Annotated in this window: 3 protein-coding genes; all 3 read right to left on the bottom strand. The window is 70.4% G+C overall.

What is annotated here, in order from left to right:
• Positions 1-27: 27 nt before the first annotated feature.
• From ACFTS5_RS23155 to ACFTS5_RS23145, 3 genes are read right to left on the bottom strand one after another with little or no spacing between them, the layout of a single operon-like run.
• Complete coding sequence (locus ACFTS5_RS23155) at positions 28-243, bottom strand: MbtH family protein (protein ID WP_056814159.1); 216 nt, start codon at positions 241-243, stop codon at positions 28-30.
• A complete protein-coding gene (locus tag ACFTS5_RS23150; RefSeq protein ID WP_378634392.1) occupies positions 240-2,366 on the bottom strand; it encodes an AMP-binding protein in 2,127 nt (708 codons plus the stop codon). The genes ACFTS5_RS23155 and ACFTS5_RS23150 overlap by 4 nt, the downstream gene beginning before the upstream one ends.
• Complete coding sequence (locus tag ACFTS5_RS23145; RefSeq protein ID WP_378634390.1) at positions 2,366-20,341, bottom strand: non-ribosomal peptide synthase/polyketide synthase; 17,976 nt, start codon at positions 20,339-20,341, stop codon at positions 2,366-2,368. Before ACFTS5_RS23145 ends, ACFTS5_RS23150 begins: the two co-directional genes overlap by 1 nt.
• Positions 20,342-20,654 lie beyond the last annotated feature (313 nt).

Here is a 20,654-nt window from a genome sequence, read left to right as displayed (position 1 = left end):
ATCTGACAGCTAACCGGGCGTCGCAGGTCAGGGTTTGTTGGACATGGCGGCGATGAGGGAGTTGGGGCGCATGTCGAGCCAGTGGGATTCCACGTAGTGGAGACAGGAGGTTCGGGGGGCGGCGCCGAAGGCTACCGACCAGCCGCCGGGGACGGCAGCGAAGGTGGGCCAGAGGGAGTGTTCGCCTTCGGTGTTGACCAGGACGTAGAACTGGGCGTTGTCGTCGTCGAACGGGTTGGTCATGGGGTGGCCTTTCCGAGGAGGGTGCCGAGGTGGGCTAATGCTGCCGGGGTGCCTTCGATTTCGTGGTGGGCGAGCTCGCTCGTGCGGAAAAGGCGGTCGCTGTGGCTGGTGCGGGCGGGCGTGAAGTGGGGGATGAAGTCGGTGGTGGTGACGCCGTAGGCGGCGATGAGGGCGGCTAACCGGGTGGGGTCGGGCGGTTCGGTGAGAACGACGGTCGCGCCGACCCGCAGGGGAAGCAGGTAGCCGTGCCAAGCGGTGGCGTCACCGGTATGGGATTGGTGCAGATAGACATCGCGGGTGGTGAGGTGGTGGCGAGCCTGCATGGCGGTGACCCGGTGCACGGCGGCGGCATGGCTGATGGTGACACTGTGCGTTGCGCCGGGAGGGAACAGCACGAAGGCGGGGTGCTGCGGCAGGATCGGGGCGCGATGTTCGCCGCGGGCGATGGGTTCGCTCGAATAGCCGGACAGAGATGCCCGATCGATCGTCACCGTCGGGATGTCGTAGGTGCCGAGGTGCTCGCGGGCGGCGATGGTCAGGGCCAGTGCCGGGTTGACGATCGGTGGGAGCCGGGGGTTCGCGGTGTCGATCGGCACCACGGTCCCACCGGCTTTGAGGACCGCGTATGCCGCGACCACGAACTCGACGGAACGCGGGACATCCACGAGCACAGCCGATTCCGGGCCGATTCCGAGCGCGGTCAGATGCCGGGCGAGCTGATTGGTGCGCCGGTCGAGATCACCGTAGGTGATGATCGCGGTCGGGCCGTCGGTCGGCGCATGGACGACGGCCGGGTCGAAAGGGGTTGCGGCAGCCTGGGCTTCGAACTCGTCGAGCAGCAGTTCGTCGGCGAGCCCGGTCGCGCGGGCGTAGGGCCCGTCGTCGATACGGCCGACGAATTCGATCTCGGCCGTCCAGGCGTCGCCCGGCGGCCTGCGGCGCACGAGGTCGCCGGTGGCGAACATGCGGTCGTCCACCGGACCGATGGGGTTCGCGAGGAAGGTCGCCGCGGTGGCCTGTCTGCCGACGTACCCGCGCGCCAGTTGCACACCGGAGACGTAGAGTTCACCGATTTCGCCGTCGGCTACCGGGCACAGGTGCTCGTCGAGGATCAGCAGTTCGACATCGTCGGCGGCCGATCCGAACGGAACCACCTCCAGGTCGGCGCCGGTCACCTCGTGCGCGACGAACTCGCCCGCCGTCTCGGGCCTGCCGTAGACGTGCCACAGGGTCGCGCCGCTCACCGCGCGCAAGGCGGCGGCGGTTTCCGCGAGCAGTGGCCCACCCGAGCCGAGCACCACGCGCAGCGAGTCCAGACGCTCTTCGGCATCGGGCAGTGCTGCCAGCTCGGCGAGCTCGACATGATCGAAACAGGCTGCGGTCACTTGTGTTTCGGCGATCGCGTCGGCGAGCACCGCCGACGGCGAGACCACCAGCGTGGCGCCGGTTTGCAACGCGAGCAGCATCTCCCCGACCGCCGCCTGGCCTGCCAGCGGTGCGTGCCAGAGCACCGAGTCGCCGACGCCGACACCGCAGAGGCGCTGGCGCCAGCTCGAATTGGCCTGCGCCGCGCGATGTCCGACGACGACGGCGGTCGCGGCGACGACATCGACGACCAGGTAGGCGGGGTTGTCCGCGCCCGGCCCCGGTAGCTCATCGGGGGTGACGTCGACCGTGGCGTCGGTGTGCACGACCGGGAACCCGGCGGGGTGCGGTGTTCCGTCGCTGGTGAGGATCAGGACGGGCGCGGCCAGCGCGACAGTGCGTCGTTGCACGTCACCGGGGGCGGCGGGGTCGAGCAGCACGAACGCGCCACCGGCGGCGAGCACCGCGTGCACCGCTACCACCAACTCCACCGAACGCGGAAGCGACACCGCCACAGTGGTTTCGGGTCCGACACCGTGCTCGAGGAGCGCGGCGGCCAACGCATCGACTCGCTCGGCCAGTTCGCCGTAGGTGAGACCGGTTTCGCCGTCGCGCACCGCGAGGAGGTCGGGTTCGCGGTCGGCGTAGGTGGAGAAGGCGGCGAGCAGGGTCGCCGGGTCACGTGGTCGATCGCCGTCCAGGTCACGCAGGAGCGCGGCGAGGGTGGCGGCGGTCGTGACCGAATCCGTGTGCGACATCAGAGTTGTCCTTCCGAGTCGTCAACCGACGCTGTCCCGGCGATTACCGCGGCCGCATCGGTCACCAGTGTTTGCAGAGTCGAAGTGAGACCGGCCGCGCCGAGTGCGGCGAGCACACCGGGCACGAGGCCGGCCAGCGCGACGTTCACCAACGCTTCAGGTTTCATCTTCGCGCCCATCGCCCTGCTCACCGCGGCGAGCTTGGCGTCGAGTGCTCTGTAGGAGATGGCGTGCTCGCCGTGGGTGAATGCCACGGTCGCCGGCGCGAGCCGAGCTGCCGAGCCGACGAGGCCCGGAAGATCGGCGATTGTGTAGGTGGTCGGGGTCTTCTCCGCATCGGTGCGCAGGTCGATCGCGCGCACCGCCACGGTGGGGTCGGCGGCGACGGCGGTGAGTACCTTGCGGAATCGCTCGGCCATGGTCCGGACCGTCGACGCGTCGAACAGGTCGGTGGCGTAGCCGAAGTGGACGTCGAGGCCGTCCAGCGCGCCATCGTCGCGATAGCGCTGCAGGGCGGTGAGGTGCAGGTCGAATTTGGCTTCGGTGAGTCCGGGGTCCAAGGTCTGGACGTGGAGGCCGGGGAGTTCGATACCGCCTGGCGGCATGTTCTGGAAGGTCAGCATCACCTGGAACAGCGGGGTGTAGGCGCCGGTGCGGGCGCGACCCACGGCATCGACCACCTGCTCGAACGGAACGTCGGCATGGGACAGCGCGGCCAGGTCGCGGCGCTTCGCCTGGGTGAGCAGGTCGGTGAACGGTGCGCGGGCGTCGACCTCGGTGCGCAGGGCGACGGTGTTGACGAACATGCCGACGAGGTCGTCGAGTTCGCGGGCGCCACGACCGGAGACCGGTGCGCCGATGGTGATGTCCGCGCTGCCGGATTGCTTGGCCAGCAGCACTGCCAGCGCGCTGTGGATCAGCGTGAACAGGGTGGTTCCGTTGGCGCGGGCCACGTCGTCGAGGCGGGTGGTGAGCGTGGAATCGATGTCGAATTCGATTGTCGCGCCGCGCATTTCACGACGGGCCGCGCGCGGGCGGTCGGTCGGCAGCGCCAGTAGTTCGGGTGCGCCGGCGAGCTCGCGGGTCCAGTAGGCGAGCTGCTGGGTGAGCACACTGCCGGGGTCGGACTCGGAGCCGAGCAGGTCGCGCTGCCAGGCACTGAAATCGCCGTACTGGATCGTCAGGGGGGACCAGCCCGGTTCGCGCCCCTGGCTGCGATCCACGTAGGCGCGCACCAGGTCCCGGGTGAGCGGGTCGATCGAGTATCCGTCCGCGCTGATGTGGTGCACCACGACGACGAGGACGTGATCGTTGTCGCCGAGGCGATAGAGGGCGACCCGGATCGGGGGCGCGGCGGTGATGTCGAACGGCTGGGCGACGAGTGCCGCGATCCGGGTTTCGACATCGGCGGGCGCCACCGGGAGGGGGGTGAGGTCGACAGCGGCGGACCAGGCGGGCATCACCTGCTGGATCGGGCCGTCGGCGGTGTCCGGGTAGCGGGTGCGCAGGGTGTCGTGGCGGGCCAGCAGGTCGGCTACGGCCGCCTGCAGGGCGGGTAGGTCGAGCTCGCCGGTCAGTCGGATGGCGGCCGGGATGTGATAGGCCGAGGATTGTGGCGAGAGCTGGTGCAGCACCCACATGCGCTGCTGCGCGGGCGAAAGCACCGAGGGACCTTCCCCGGTGCGCTTGGTCAGCGGGGGGCGGGCGATGGAGCGATCGGCGGTGGCGAGGTGTGCGGCCAGTGCGCCGACTGTCGGTGCGTCGAAGACCGCGGCCACCGCGACGTGGACGCCGAGCGCGGCGCCGAGGCGGGCAGCCAGGCGGGTCGCCATCAGCGAGTTGCCGCCGAGGGCGAAGAAGTCGTCGTCGAGCCCGGCGGCCGCGCAGCCGATCACCTCGGTGAACGTCTGGGCGACAAGCTGTTCGACCGCGGTGACCGGAGCGCGGAAGGCCGCTTCGGCGAACTGCGGTGCGGGCAGCGCCTTCCGGTCGACTTTGCCGTTGGCGTTGAGGGGCAGCGCGTCGAGCACCACCAGCGCGGCCGGAACCATGTAGGCGGGCAGGTCGGCGGCGAGTTCTCCGCGCAGGCGGGCGGCGATGGCGGGCTCGCTGCCCGGGGCCAGGTCCGCGACCGCCGCGTAGGCGATCAGGCGGGCGCCCGCACGCTCGTCGGTCGTGGCGAGCGCGACTGCCGCCCGGACATCGGCGCAGCGCAGCAGCGCTGTTTCGACCTCGCCGAGTTCGATGCGGAAGCCACCGATCTTGACCTGGAAGTCGGCGCGTTCGAGGTATTCGACCGTGCCGTCGGCGCGCCGACGGACGATGTCGCCGGTGCGATACATCCGCGAGCCGGTGTCGGCGAAGGGGTTCGCGACGAACCGGTCGGCGGTGAGGGCGTGACGCCCGTGGTACCCGCGGGCGAGCTGATCGCCGGACAGATAGAGCTCGCCCGCGACACCGATCGGGACCGGATGCAACCGGGCGTCGAGGACGTAGAGCGCGCTGTTCCAGACGGGAGTACCGATCGGCACGACGTGCGACAGATCTTGCGCCACTTCGTACTCGGTGATCGAGACGGCTGACTCGGTCGGGCCGTACAGGTTGTGCAGGACGGCGGTGGTGCCGACGGCACGGAACTCGGTGGCCGTCGCCGCGGGCAGTGCTTCACCGATCGCGAGGACGGCGCGCAACGAAACAGGCAGTGCGGGGGTCGCTTCGGTGGCCAGGAGCATGCCGACGAGCGAGGGAACGGCATGCAAGACCGTGACGCCGTGCCGGGTCATGGTGGCGCGCAGGCGGTCCGGGTCGCGTTCGTCGCCGGGGCGGGTGACGATCAGGGCACCGCCGGAGGTGAGAGGTGACCAGAACTCCCAGACCGAGAGGTCGAAGGTCGCGGGGGTCTTCAGCAGCACCCGGTCGGCGGCGGTCATGGTGAAGCGCTCGCGCAGCCAGCCGAGCTGGTTGACGATCGCGGCGTGCGGGACGGTGACGCCCTTGGGCACGCCCGTGGAGCCGGAGGTGAAGATGATGTACGCGGGATGCTCGGGGCGCAGCGGGGCGATGCGCTCGGCATCGGTCACCGGCTCCGTCGACAGTTCCCGCAGCGCACGGTGATCCAGCTCGAAGACCGGAACATCCACGGCGATCGGCAGTCCGTCGGCGGCTGTGGTGAGCACGCACAGGGGCGCCGCGGTGGTGACGATGTAGGCGATACGGTCGGCCGGGTGGTCGGGGTCGATCGGCACGTACGCGCCGCCCGCCCGGACTACTGCGTGCATGGCGATGACGAGGTCGATGCCGCGGCGCATGGCCAGTACGACGGTGCGCTCCGGGCCGACTCCCTCGGCGATCAGGAGTCTGGCGACCTGGTTGACCTGTGCGTCGAAGGTGGCGTAATCCAGGGACTCGCCGGTTTCGCCGTCTACCAGCGCGAGCGCGTCGGGAGTCAGGTCGGTCTGGCGCGCGACCAGTTCGGCGAGGGTGGTGGACTCGACGGGACGGGCGGTGTCGTTCCATGTCCCGAGCAGCAGCTCGCGGTCGGCACCGAGCATGTCGAGGTCACCGATGGCGGTCTCCGCCGCACCGCTGACGGATGCGAGGATCCGGCACAGCTGACCGGCGAAGCGTTCGGCGGTTTCGGCGTCGAACAGATCGGTGGCGTAGCCGAGGGCCATCTCGATTCCCGCCGGGGTGCCATCCGCGGTGTAGTTGTCCAGGGCGAACAGATGCAGGTCGAACTGCGCGACACCGGCATCGAATTCGACAGCGGAGACAGACAGGCCGGGAAGTTCGAGCTGGGCGCGGTCGTGGTTCTGGAACGAGTAGCCGACCTGGAACAGCGGGTGTCGCGCGGTGGAGCGGGCGGGGTTGAGCACCTCGACCAACCGCTCGAACGGCACATCGGCGTGCGAGAACGCGGCGATGTCGGCGGCACGCGCGGTGGCGAGCAGCGCGGTGAACGGGGCGTCGCTCACGACCGGGGTCCGCAACACCAGGGTGTTGACGAACATGCCGATGACTTCGTCGAGCTCGGCTTCGCCGCGGCCCGCGTTCGGGGTGCCGACGGCGATGTCGGCGGTGCCGGAGATGCGGGCCAGCAGGGCCGCGAACGCCGCGTGCACCACCATGAACAGGGTGGCGCCGTTGTCGCGCCCGAGCGCGCACAGCGCGGCGTGCAGGTCGGCGTCGACGGTGAAACTCACCTTGTCGCCGCGCAGGGTCTGGCGGGCGGGGCGGGGACGGTCGGTCGGCAGGGCAAGCTGATCGGGAAGTCCGGCGAGCTGGGTCTGCCAGTAACCGACCTGCTGGGCGGCGAGGGATTCCGGGTCGGCTTCGTCGCCGAGCAGGTCACGCTGCCACAGCGCGTAGTCGGCGAATTGCACGGCGGGCGGGGCCCAGCCGGGGGCGGTGTCGGCGAGCCGGGCGGTATAGGCCCGCATGAGGTCGGCGACGAAGGGGGCGATCGAGGAACCGTCGGCGGCGATGTGGTGCAGGACGCCGGCCAGCACGAATTCGGTGTCGTCCACCTGGAACAGCCGCAGGCGTACCGGGATCTCGGTGGTGACGTCGAAGGTGGTCTCGGCCAGCTCGCGAATCGCGGCGGGAAGCGCTGCCTCGCCGGTCGCTACCAGTGTGAGCGTTTCGCCCATGGCCGCTTCGGCGTTCACCGGTGGAGCCAGCGCCGGCATCGCTTCGGCCGCAGCGACGATCGACTGCACGGGGGTGCCGTCGACTTCCGGGTACACGGTGCGCAGCGATTCGTGGCGGGCGACCACGTCGGCCATCGCGGCGCGCAGCGCGGTGACGTCGAGCGCCCCACTCAGGCGCAGCGCGAACGGGATGTTGTAGGCCACCGAGGCGCGGTCGAAGCGGTTGAGGAACCACATCCGCTGCTGGGCCGGCGACAGCGGGAGCAGGTCGGGGCGGGCCCGGCCGACCAGCGCGGGGCGATCGACCTTCGACTGGGCATCGATCGCGGCGGCCAGTTCGGCGACGCTCGGCGCCTCGAACAGCGTCCGTACACCCACGCGCCGGTCGAGCGCGGCGCCGATGCGGGCCACGGCCTTGGCTGCCAGCAGCGAGCTGCCGCCGAGGGCGAAGAAGTCGTCGTCGGCGCCGATCGGCTGATCGTCGGCACGGCCGAGCACCTCGGCGTACACGGCCGCGATGATCTGCTCGGTGACGGTGGTCGGCCTGCGGTAGGTGGTGGTCTCGAAGACGGGGGCGGGCAGGGCCGCGCGATCGAGCTTGCCGTTGACCGTGAGCGGAATGCGCTCCACCGCCACGACGGCCGCCGGGAGCATGTGCTCGGGCAGGGTGCGCGCCAGCTCCTTGCGCAGGGCGGCGGTGTCGAGGTGGGCGAACTCCCCGACCACGTAGGCCACGATGCGCGGCTCGTCGACGAGGTCGGTCCGCACCAGCACGGCGACTTCGCGAGGCGCGATCGAGCTGTGCAGCAGCGCCGCTTCGATCTCGCCGAGCTCGACGCGGAAGCCACGGAGGTTGACCTGCTGGTCGGCGCGGCCGAGGTATTCGAGGTCGACGTGCGTGGCGCGCGACGACGCGAGCGCCTCGGTGGCGTCGTCGGCCACGACCGTCCAGCGGGCGAGGTCACCGGACCGGTAGGCGACGGATCCGGGAGGACCGTAGGGGTCGGCGACGAAGCGGCTCGCGGTCAGGTCGGGTCGGCCCAGGTAGCCGCGCGCCAATTGCGGTCCGGAGACGTAGATTTCGCCGGGAACGCCGAGCGGGACGGGGCGCAGGCGCGAATCCAGCACGCGCACTGTGAGTCCCGCGAGAGCACCGCCGATCACGCTGGCCGAGCCGGTGTGCGGGGTGATCTCCCGGTAGGAGGCGTGGACGGTGGTCTCGGTGATGCCGTACATGTTCACCAGGCGGGGCGAGTCCGGGTAGCGGGCGAACCAGCCGGCGAGACGTTGCGGTTCGAGCGCCTCGCCACCGAAGATCACTGTGCGCAGGGCGTATTCGGTGGGCGCGGGGGCGGCCAGGTCGGCGGCGATGAGCTGGTAGAACGCGGACGGCGTCTGGTTGAGAACGGTGACGCGTTCGGTGCGGAGCAGTTCGCGGAACTGTTCGGGCGAGCGGGAGGTGAAGTAGTCGACGAGGACGATCGAGCCGCCGTGGAGCAGGGCGCCCCACAGTTCCCACACCGAGAAGTCGAAGGCGTAGGAGTGGAACATCGTCCACACGTCGGACGGTCCGAAGCCGAAGCGCCGCGCGGTGTTGTCCAGCAGCGCGATGACATTCGTGTGCGGGACGACGACACCTTTGGGGCGGCCGGTCGAGCCGGAGGTGTAGATGACGTAGGCGGTGTTGGCGGGAGCCAGCGGCGTACGCCGGTCCGCGTCGGTCAGCGCTTCGGCACCGAAGTCGGACAGATTTTCCGCGCCGGGATCGATGACCGGACCACCGAACCAGTCGTGCGCCAGGCCGGTGTCGTCGTTGGTGATCGCGCACTGCGGGCGGGCGTCGTCCAGGACGTATTCGATGCGATCGGCGGGGTAGTTGGGGTCGATCGGCAGGTAGCCCCCGCCTGCCTTCAGCACGGCGAGCAGCGCGACCGGCAGCTCCACCGACCGCGGCAGCGCCACCGCTACCAGCGATTCCGGGCCGACGCCCGCGGCGACGAGTCGGCGGGCCAGACGGTTGGACCAGGCGTCGAGCTCGCCGTAGGTCAGCGTGCGCTCGCCCGCTTTCACCGCGATGGCGGTGGGGTCGAGGGCGGCGACGCGGGCGAACCGGTCCACCATGGTGTCGGCGGCGGCCACCGATTCGCCGGTGGACGACCACTCGTGCAGGGTGCGCTGCTGTTCTTCGGCGCTGAGCAACTGGATATCGCCCACCACGACGGTCGGGTCGGCGACGACCGCGGCCAGCACCTGGGTGAAGCGACGGGCCAGCACCGCGACGCTGCCCTCGTCGAACAGATCGGTGGCGTAGGCGATCTCGACGGCCATGCCGTTCGCGCGACCGTCGATGTCGTCGGATTCGCCGAGGGTGAACTGCAGGTCGAACTTCGCCACGGCGGCATCGAAATCGAGGGGTTGCACGCGCAGGTCCGCGGCTTCCAGCGCGGGGACGGTGAAGTTCTGTAGCGCCAGCGCCACCTGGAACAGGGGGTGGCGGTTGCGGGCTCGCGCCGGGTCGATGGCATCGACGACCTGCTCGAACGGGACGTCGGCGTGCGAGAGGGCGTCGAGATCGCCCGCACGGACGGCGTCGAGGGTGGTTTCGAATTCGGCGCGCGGGTCGATCTGGGTGCGCAGTACCAGGGTGTTGACGAACATGCCGATCAGCCCGTCGAGGGCGGCCTCGCCGCGGCCGGCGACCGGTGTGCCGATGGCGATGTCGCTGCCGCCGGACAGGCGGGCCAGCAGGACCGCGAGCGCGGCGTGCACCGTGCTGAACAGGGTGGCCTCGTGCTTGCGGGCCAGTTCGCGCAGTTCACTGTGCAGGTCGGAGTCGATCTGGAAGCGGTGGACGGCGCCGCGGAAGGTGGACTCGGCGGGGCGGGGACGGTCGGCGGGCAGGTCGAGCTGCTCGGGGAGACCGGCGAGGCCATGGCGCCAGAACGCCAGCTGGGTATGTGCGAGCGACCCGGGATCGGTTGTCTCGCCCAGGTTTTCGTGCTGCCAGAGGGCGTAGTCGGCGTACTGGACGGGCAGCGGCGTCCAGGTGGGGGTGGTGCCCGCGTGACGGGCGGCGTAGGCCGCCATCAGGTCGGCGGCCAGCGGGCCGAGCGAGAAACCGTCGGCGGCGATGTGGTGGACCACCAGGACCAGCACGTGGTCGGTGTTCAGCGCGAACAAGGCCGCGCGGAGCGGGATCTCGGCGGTGAGGTCGAATCGGACCGCGGCGCACGCCAGCAGGCGTTCGGGCAGTTCCGTCTCGGTGATCGCCTCGGGCCGCAGCGTGATTACTGTGGCCTCCGAGATCACCTGTTCGGCGCCCTCCGGCCCCTCCGGGTAGCTGGTTCGCAAGGTTTCGTGCCGGGCGACCACATCGGCGAGGGCGGCTTCGAGGGCGGCGAGGTCGAGGTCGCCGGTGAGCCGCAGCGCGACCGGGATGTTGTCGACAGCGTCGCCGATGCCGTCGACATCGGCGAGGTAGCGATTGAGGAACCACATCCGGCGCTGCGCCGCGGACAGCGGAATCCGCCGGGGCCGTTCCCGCGTGGTGAGTTCGAGCCGCCCGCCGGTGCCGCGCAGGGCGGTGCACCGGTCGGCCAGATCGGCCACCGTCGGTGCGTCGAACAGCAGCCGGACCGGGATCTGGGTCTCGAGGGCGGCGCCGAGACGGGCGGCGACCTGGGTGGCGTTGAGGGAGTTGCCGCCGAGGGCGAAGAAGTCGTCGTCGAGACCGACTTCGCGGTCGGCGGGGAAGCCGAGCACCGAGGCGAAGATGGCCGCGACGATGCGAGCGACCTCGGTGGACGGCGCGCGGAAGACGGCCGCCTCGAAACTCGGTGCGGGCAGCGCCTTTCGATCGAGCTTGCCGGACGAGTTGAGCGGGAACTCGTCGAGGACGACGAAAGCCGCGGGGACCATGTAGGCGGGCAGGGTGCGGATGAGCGTGGACTTCACCGCATCCACGTCGACGTGCTGTGCGGCGACGAGATAGGCGACCAGGGTGTCGTCGCGGACGATCACCGCGGCCTGGGTGATCTCGGCAACCCCGGAGAGTACGGCTTCGATCTCGCCGAGTTCGATGCGCAGACCACGCAGCTTCACCTGGAAGTCGGTGCGGCCCAAATACTCCAGCTCGCCGGCCGACGTCCAGGTGACTAGGTCACCGGTGCGGTACATGCGCTCGGCGGAGGTGAACGGGTTGGCGACGAAGCGGTCGGCGGTGAGGTCGACGCGGCCCGCGTAGCCGCGAGCGAGCTGGGCGCCCGCCAGGTACAGCTCGCCGGCCACGCCGACGGGGACCGGGCGCAGGCGGCCGTCGAGGACGTAGACCTGGGTGTTGTGCACCGGCGCACCGATCGGGACCGTGACGGTGTCGGCGTCGATCACCTCGTGGAAGGTCACGTCCACCGCGGCCTCGGTGGGGCCGTACAGGTTGTGCACAGCCGTCCCCGTGAGCCGGCGCAGCAGCTGGGCGGGCGCGGGCGCCAGCGCCTCGCCGGAGGCGAACACCAGACGCAGCGATGCGCAGTCCCCAGCGGTCCGTGTGTCGCCGGCGTGCGCACCGTCGAGCACCGCGACGAAGACCGACAGCATCGACGGGACGAAGTGGGCGACGGTGATCTGCTCGTCGGCGATCAGCCGGATCAGATAGGCGGGGTCGCGGTGACCGTCCGGGCGGGCGAGCACGAGCCGGGCACCGATCTGCAAGGGCCAGAAGAACTCCCAGACCGACACGTCGAAGGTGGCCGGGGTCTTCTGCAGCACGGCATCGTCGGGGGTGAGCCGGTAGGCGTCCTGCATCCACACCAGGCGGTTGACGATCGCGGCGTGGGAGACGACAACGCCCTTGGGCTTGCCGGTAGAGCCGGAGGTGAAGATCAGGTAGGCAGCGTTGTCCCGGGTCAGGGTGGCCAGCCGGTCGGCGTCGGTGATCGGCTCGGCCGAGTAGTCGGTGGCGTCGATCTGCTCGAGATCGAGCACCGCGCCCTGTTCGCCCGCCTGCTCCAGGCCGGTGAGGTCGAGGTCGTCGCTGCGGCGGGTCAGCACGCAGACCGGGTCGGCGGCGGCGATCACCTGGGCGATGCGCTCGGCGGGGTGCTCCGGGTCGAGGGGCACGTAGGCGCCACCGGCGGCGATGACGGCGTACATGGCCACGACCGAGTCGATGGAACGGCGCATGCCGAGAGCCACGGTGCGTTCGGGGCGGACTCCGATCGAGATCAGCAGGCGGGCAAGGCGATTCACTGCCTCCGCGAACTCGGAATAGCTCAGCGATTCGCCCTCGAGGGTCACCGCGGTCGCGTCCGGAGTGCGTTCGGCCTGCGCCGCGAACAGCGAGGCCAGCGTCATGCGTTCGTCGACCGGGTACTCGGTGGCGTTCCAGGTGCCGAGTACGCGAGTACGCGCGTCGGCGTCGAGGAGGTCGATGTCGCCGATCACGACGTTGGGATCGGCGGTCACCGTATTCAGCGTCCGCAGGAAGCGGGCGCCGAAATCTGTGATGGTCTGCGCGTCGAAGAGGTCGGTCGCGTACTCGAAGCGGGCGAGCAGGCCGTCGGTGGTCTCGCGCAGCGTGAGGTGCAGATCGAATTTGGCTGTGTGGGTATCGATCTCGATCTCCGAGGCGGTCAGGCCCGCGAGTTCGAGTTCGGTTCGGGAGTTGTTCTGGAAGTCGAGCATCACCTGGAACAGCGGGTGCCGGGCGGTCGATCGCTCGGGGTTGAGCACCTCCACGAGCCGGTCGAAGGTGACGTCGGCGTTGGCGAGGGCGCGCAGGTCGCTGTCGCGAACGGTGCCGAGCAGTTCGGCGAAGGTGGCGTCGGGGCGGATCCGGGTGCGCAGCACGAGCGTGTTGACGAACATGCCGACCAGGTCGTCGAGCGCCTGGTCACCGCGGCCGGCGACCGGTGTGCCGATCGAGATGTCCTGCTGACCCGACAGTTCGGCGAGGGTGGTGGCGAAGGCGGTGTGCAGCACCATGAACAGCGAGGCATTGGCTCGCGCACCGATGCCGCGCAGCCGTTCGACGATCTCGGCGGGCACCGTGAACGCCTGACGCGCACCGCGACCCGAGGCCACGGCCGGGCGCGGTCGATCGCTCGGCAGCGAGAGCAGGTCGGGCAGGTCGGCCAGTTCCGCCGTCCAGAACGCGAGCTGGCGCGACAGGGCGGATTCGGCGTCGTCCTCGGCGCCGAGCGCATCGCGCTGCCAGAGGGCGAAGTCGGCGTACTGCACCGGCAGCGGCGTCCACTGGGGCGCGGCCGCGGCCAGGTGGGCGGCGTAGGCGACCATCACATCGCGGGTCAGCGGCGCGACGGACCAGCCGTCGGCGGCGATGTGGTGCAGCACGAGAACCAGAACGTGCTCGTCGGTGTCGGTGTGCAGCAGGTGCAGGCGGACCGGGGGTTCCTGGTCCACCGCGAACGGGACGGCGGCCAGCGCGCGGATCCGGCTGCCGAGGTCGACCGGGGCGATCGCGCGCGGTTCGAGGGCGATCGTCAGCTGGTCGGCGTCGAGCACCTGCTGGAACGGGATGCCGTCGACGGCGGGGTAGCGCGTCCGCAGCGCCTCGTGCCTGGCGAAGACCGCGGCGACGGCCGCGTTCATCGCGGCGTAGTCGATGACGCCGGTGAGGCGGATGGCGGCGGCGATATTGTCGGCGACCGATTCGGCGTCGAACTGGTTCAGGAACCACATGCGCTGCTGCGCGTAGGACAGCGGAATCCGGTCCGGTCGTTCGCCTGCCACCAGCGCGGGCCTCGGCGCGACCGCGTCGGCGGTGCCGAGCAGGGCGGCGAGCGCGGTGACGGTCGGCGCCTCGAACAGCGACTTCAGCGAGATCGTGCGGCCGAGTGCGGTGCCGAGGCGGGACACCACCTGGGTGGCGACGAGCGAGTTGCCGCCGAGGGCGAAGAAGTCGTCGTCGGCGCCGATCCGCGCGGCACCGAGCACCTCGCCGAAGACCTGGGCCACCACGGACTCGGTCCCGGCGGCGGGCGCGCGGAAGGAATGCGCGGCGAACACCGGCTCCGGCAGGGCCTTGCGGTCGAGCTTGCCGTTGGGGGTGAGCGGCAGGGCATCGATCACCACGAACGCGGACGGCACCATGTGCGCGGCGAGGGTGCCGCGCAGGGCGGCGGCGATCGCATCGATCGGCTCGCCGGCCTCAGCGGTGGGCACGACATATGCGATGAGCTGATCGCCTCGGTGCGGGTCGGCGCGCACCAGCACCGCGGCCTGGCGGACCGAGGGCTGGGCGAGCAGGGCGGATTCGACTTCGCCGAGTTCGATGCGGAAACCCCGGAGTTTGACCTGGTCGTCGTTGCGGCCCAGGTAGTCGAGGGTGCCCTCCGGAGTCCAGCGGACCAGGTCTCCGGTGCGGTACATGCGCTCGGACGACGCCCACGGGCAGGCGACGAAGCGGGTCGCGGTGAGGGCGGCGCGGGAGCGATAGCCGCGCGCGAGCTGGGCACCCGCGACGTACAGCTCGCCCGCGACGCCGACAGGGACCGGCCGCAGCCGGGAGTCGAGGACCCACTGGGTGATCCCGCGCAGCGGCGTGCCGAGGGTCAGCGGGGAATCGGCGGTGAGCGGGGCGCTGATGTTGGTGGCGACCGTGGTCTCGGAGGGGCCGTAGGCGTTCACGAACGCGCGGGGAACGGGTCCGGCGGTCCAGCGGGCGATCAGGTCGGGCGGGCAGGCTTCGCCGCCGACCATCACCATGCGAAGGGCGTCGAGCGGGGTGGGGTCGAGCACGGACAGGCCGGACGGGGTCATCAGGGCGTGCGTGACGCGCTGTTCCGAAAGCAGTTGGGCCAGTTCGGCTCCCACATGACGCCCGTGCGGGGCGATCACCAGGGTCGCGGCGGAATTCACCGCGAGCAGCAATTCCATCACCGAGATGTCGAAGGACGGCGACCCGACCTGGAGGACGCGGGCGTCGGCGGTGCCGAACATGCGCGCGGTCTCCTCGGCGGCGAAACCCGCGATACCCGCCTGGGTGACGAGCACACCCTTGGGCAGGCCGGTCGAGCCGGAGGTGTAGATGACGTAGGCGAGGTGCTGGGCGCGCAGAGGCCGCACGCGGTCGAAGTCGGTGACGGGATCGCTGGAACGCCCGGCGCATTCGGCCATCAGCTTCAGCTCGTCGAGGGCCAGCCAATCGAGCGGACCGGGCAGCGCGGACAGCGACTCGGACACTGTAAGACCAAGTCGGGCACCGGAATCGGTCACCATATGGGTGATCCGATCGAGCGGGTAGCTCGGGTCGACGGGCAACCAGGCGGCACCGGACTTGGCGATCGCCCACACCGCGAGAACCGACTCGATCGAGCGGGGGACGCCGACGGCGATCACGTCGTCGGGGCCGACGCCGCTGTCGATGAGGACCCTGGCCAGGCGTGACGACGCCCGGTCGAGTTCGCGGTAGGTGAGGGTGCGGTCGCCGTCGGTGACGGCATCGCGATCCGGGTCGGCGGCGACCGCGCCGGCCAGGAGGTCGGGTAGCAGACCGGTGGCGGTGACCGGTGCGCCGCGCATGCCGGTGAGCTGGGAGTGTTCGGTCGCCGACAGCAGCGGTAGGTCACCGACCGCGGTGTTCGGCGCGGCGACGGCCGCGGCGAGTAGCCGCACGAAACGCGCACCGAGGGCGCGCATCTCGGACTCGTCGAACAGGTCGGCGGCGTACAGGGTGACGGCGTCGATACCTGCGGGTTCGCTTGCGGCATCGCGTCGTTCGGCGAGGGTGAGCTGTAGGTCGAACTTGGTGATATCGAGCTCGATCTCGCGCACCGTCACCGGCGAGCCCGCCAGGTCGAAGGTGGTGTCGAGGACCGCCTGGAAGTTCAGCGCCACCTGGAACAGCGGGTGCCGGGACTGCGAGCGGGCCGGGTTGACCACGTCGACCAGACGATCGAAGGGAACGGTGGCGTGCGCGAAGGCGGCCAGGTCGGTTTCGCGGGTGTGCTCGAGCGCGCCGACGAAGCTCGCGGCGGGGTCGACCTCGGTGCGCAGCACCAGGGTGTTGACGAACATGCCGATCAGGTCGTCGATGGCGCGGTCGCCGCGGCCGGCGACGCCGGTGCCGATGGCGATGTCGGTGGTGCCCGACAGGCGGGCGAGGAGCACCGACAGCGCGGTGTGCACAACCATGAACAGCGAGGCGCCTGCCCGCTGAGCCAGGTCGGCGAGCTGACGGTGCAGATCGGCGTCGATGGTGAAGGCGGTGCGGGCGCCGCGCATGCTCGGCTCGACCGGCCGACGGCGACTCGAGGGCAGCTCGAGCTGGTCGGGCAGACCAGCCAGGGTCCGCTCCCAGAAAGCGATTTCGCGGGAGGCCAGCGACTGCGGATCGGTTTCGGCACCGAGGAGCTCGCGCTGCCAGAGGGCGTAGTCGGCGTACTGCACGCTCAGCGGCGACCAGCCGGGCGCGACGCCGTCGGTGGCGGCACCGTACGCGGTGAGCACATCGCGGACGAGCACCTGCAGCGAAACACCATCTGCCGCAATATGATGCAGCACGACAGCGAGAACACACTCCTGCGCCGCGACGCTCGATCGCCGCGGCGCCGAGTTGTCCACAGTTGTGTCGGCGGCCGGAACAACGAAGATCCCCGCACGCACCGGCGCTTCGCGTTCGAGGTCGAACCCGGCACGCGCGAATCGGGTCAGCTCCGCATCGAGGTCGGCGGCCGCCACTTCGATGGGGTCGCCGATGCGGACCAGCCCGGCATCGCGGACGACCTGCTCGGCCACCTCCCCACCGGGAGTGCCGACCGCGGGGAACACGGTCCGCAGCGCCTCGTGGCGCTCGACCACCGCGTGCAGGGCCGCGACCAGGGCGGGCAGATCGGCGGTGCCGCGCAGGCGGATGACGAACGGCATGTTGTAGCCGGGCGCCGAGGGATCGAAGCGGTTGAGGAACCAGATCCGTTGCTGCGCGGGCGACAGCGGGATCAGCGCCGGGCGGGGGCCCGCGGTGAGCACCGGGAGCTGGGCCGAGACGCCGGTGTCGTCGCGATCGGCGATGGCGGCGGCGAGGCGGGCGACGGTGGTCGCGCCGAACAGATCGCGCACGCCGAGGCGGCAGCCGAGGTCGGCGCCGAGGCGGGCCGCGACCTGGGTGGCGACCAGGCTGTTGCCGCCGAGGGCGAAGAAGTCGTCGTCGCGGCCGATGCGGTCGAGGCCGAGGACCTCGCCGAACACCCTGGCCACCGTCTGCTCCACCGGGCCGACCGGTTCGGCGTAGGTGACGACCGTGCGGGTGGGAGCGGGCAGGGCCTTGCGGTCCAGCTTGCCCGACGCGTTCACCGGAAGGGCTTCGAGCAGCACGAACGCCGCGGGCACCATGTAGGCGGGCAGCGCGCGCAGTGCGGTCTCACGCAGATCGTCGATCGACACCGAGCCCGGCTCGGCTTCCACGACGTAGGCGACCAACTGCTCGCCGACGCCCGCGTCGTCACGGACCAGCACTACCGCGCGCGCCGCGGCGTCCACGCTCTCCAACACGGACTCGATCTCGCCGAGCTCGATGCGCAGGCCGCGCAGCTTCACCTGGAAGTCGGTGCGCCCCAGGTATTCCAGCTCGCCGTTGGTGGTCCAGCGGACCAGGTCACCGGTGCGGTACATCCGCTCACCCGGCAGTGGATGCGTGGCAGTGCTGCCGGAACCACCGTCGGGCAGCGCACGCCCGGAGTCGGCGGCGACCATCGCGGGCGCGGCGACGAAACGTCCGGCGGTGAGCTCGGGACGTCCTACATAACCCCGGGCGAGCTGTACCCCCGACAGATACAGCTCACCCGGAGCCCCGACCGGAACGGGCCGCAGCCGTGAGTCGAGAACATGGAGCCGGGTGTTGAACACCGGCGCGCCGATCGGCACCGTGACCCGGTCGCTGTCGTTCACCTCGTGGAAGGTGACATCGACGGCGGCCTCGGTCGGGCCGTAGAGATTGTGCAGGCGAGCGCCCGTCAGCAGCCGCAGCCGCTGGGCAGGCGCGGCGGGCAAGGCCTCACCGGAGGCGAAGACCAGCCGCAGCGAGGTGTATTCGGCGATTTCCTGTTGGGCCAGAAACACTTCCAGCATCGACGGCACGAAATGTGCGACGGTGACGCCGTATTCGCTGATCACGTGGCGCAGATAGCCGGGATCACGGTGCCCGTCCGGCTCGGCGAGCAGCAGTGTCGCACCGATCTGCAAGGGCCAGAAGAACTCCCACACCGAGACATCGAAGGTCATCGGCGTCTTCTGCAGCACCACGTCGACCCCGTGCAGGCGGTAGGTGTGCTGCATCCAGACGAGGCGGTTCACAATCGCGGCGTGCTCGACCGCGACGCCCTTGGGCAGACCGGTGGAGCCGGAGGTGAAGATGACGTAGGCGGGATGGCCGGGGCGCAGCGGCGCGGTGCGGTCGGCATCGGTCAGCGGGGCGTCGTCGTAGCCGCTCAGATCGAGGGCGTCGACAGCCAGCACCGGCAGTCCGTCGACAGGCGCACCGTCGCGGGTGGTCGTGAGCACGGCCGCCGGGGCGGCGGTGGCGAGGATGTGGGCGATGCGCTCGGCCGGATGATCGGGGTCGATCGGCACGTAGGCCGCGCCCGCGGCGAGCACCGCGTACATCGCCACCACCAGTTCGGGTGAACGCCGAATGCTCAGCGCCACCAGCGATTCCGGTCCGATGCCGTCCGCGCGCAGCCGCCGGGCCAGCCGATTGACGCGCTGCGCCAGCTCGCGATAGGTGAGGGTCGCGCCCTCGGAAGCCACGGCGGCGGCTTCCCGAACAGCGCCGGTGTGCGAGGACGTCGCCATCCGCACGGCCACGTCGTCGGGGGTGCGCGCGACCTGGGCCTCGAACATGGCGGGCAGCGTCGCGGCCCGCACCGAACGCTCGGCCAGCGCGGCGTCCACGTCGAATCGGGTGGAGTTCCAGATCCGGGTGCTGACCTGTAGCTCCAGCTCGGTCGCGACCTCGATCGCGCCGAGCGCGGTGTCGAGATCGGTGGCGGCCAGGCGCTCGAGGAAGCCGAGGAAGCGGGCGTGGTGCCTGGCCAGGGTGTCGGCGTCGTAGAGGTGCGGGTTGGCCTCGAAATCGACGTGCACCCGGTCGCGATCGCCGTAGTAGACGTTGAGACTCAAGTCTTCGATCGGACCGGTGGACAGCACCCGGTAGCGACCGGTGGTGGTGCCGAGGGTGAGGTCACTGCGGAAGAGCATGAAGTTGGCGAGCGGGCCGAACAGTGCGCGCCGGGCGGGGCGGCCGTCGTCCTCGGCGTCGCGGCGGATGTCCTCGGCGCGGTAACGCTGATGACGCAGCGCACCCGCCACCTCGACCCTGGCCGCGCGCAGCAGTTCACCCCAGGTGGCGGGTGATCCCGCCGCACCCGTGGGCAGTCGCAGCGGCACGATATTGGACAGCATCCCCGCCGAGCGGCGCATGACCGCGGTGGTGCGGGCGGTGACGGGCAGGCTCAGTACCGCGTCCGGCCGGTCGGTGAGGCGGCCCAGATAGGCGGCGAAGGCGGCCAGCAGTACCGCGGAGATGGTCGAATCATCGCTGGCGGCAATGGTTTCCAGCCGATCGACCAGCTTTTCCGACAGGCGCCCGCCGGTCACCAGGTTGATCGCCGAACGCGGCGCGGTGCGGCCGTCGAGCGCGGTGGGGCTGTCCAGGCCCGCGATCCGCTGAGCCCAGTGCTCACGATCGCCGACGAATCGGGTGCTCTCGCGGTAGCGCTGTTCGCCTTCGACCAGCGCCGACAGTTCGCCGGGCACCACCTCGCGCGCCGGGGTACCGAGCATCCGCGCGGTGTAGAGCTCGGCGATGCGCTGGGAGTTGGTGAATGCGCCGTACCCGTCGAGCACGATGTGGTGGCCGCGCAGGTACCAGAACCAGCGGGTCTCGCCGACGCGCAGCACCGCGCCCGCCACCAGCCGGTCGGTGAGCAGGTCGATGGGGGCGCCGAATTCCGCGCGCATCCATTCCTGCGCGGCGGCCACGGGGTCGTCGTGGTGGCGCAGATCGATCAGCGGCAGCTCCTGCTCGACCGCGATGGTGTGGTCGACGTACTGATGCGGTACACCGTCGAACTCGCCGATGCGCACCAGCGGCGAGCCGTAGGTGTGCGCGGCCTCGGCCGTAACCTGCTGCAGCACAGCGGCATCGAGCTCGCCGTCGATATCGACGTACTGGGCGATGGTGATCGGGACATCGGGGTCGAGCAGCTGTGCGTACCAGACACCCAGCTGGGCCGGGGTCAGCGGAAACGGCAGACCGACGACCCGTGCTTCCTGTGGTCGCGCACTGAACCCACCCAACTCCGTACCGTGCACCAGAGCCTCCTCGTATCGCGAAAGAACAGCAGATCGAATTGTTTTCGGGCAGCACGAATACACCTCGCGCAGCGAAAGATTCGATATGAACGCGGTGGGCGTGCCGCCACACTCGCGCAAGATCCCCGACAGATCATGTGGACGAGATCGGCGACCGAGGGGTCGCCGAGGCAACGGACGCTGGGTCCGTCGCGGGTGCCTAGCTGTTGATCGTTCCTCCAACGGCTTTGTCAGTTACATCACATGGGTGCCTGTCCATGCAGTGCCGACAGTAGGCCCTCAGTTAATAAAAAGAAACTTTTTCCGCTAAAAA

The sequence above is a fragment of the Nocardia sp. NPDC056952 genome (genome assembly GCF_042674185.1).
GTDB lineage: Bacteria > Actinomycetota > Actinomycetes > Mycobacteriales > Mycobacteriaceae > Nocardia.
The sequence above is the reverse complement of the archived record's forward strand: the minus strand, read 5'-3'. Positions and strand labels throughout refer to the sequence as shown.

What these genes read in the sequence shown, in the direction of transcription:
- ACFTS5_RS23155 (WP_056814159.1), bottom strand. Translation starts at nt 243, where the DNA reads ATGACCAACCCGTTCGACGACGACAACGCCCAGTTCTACGTCCTGGTC.
- ACFTS5_RS23150 (WP_378634392.1), bottom strand. Translation starts at nt 2,366, where the DNA reads ATGTCGCACACGGATTCGGTCACGACCGCCGCCACCCTCGCCGCGCTC.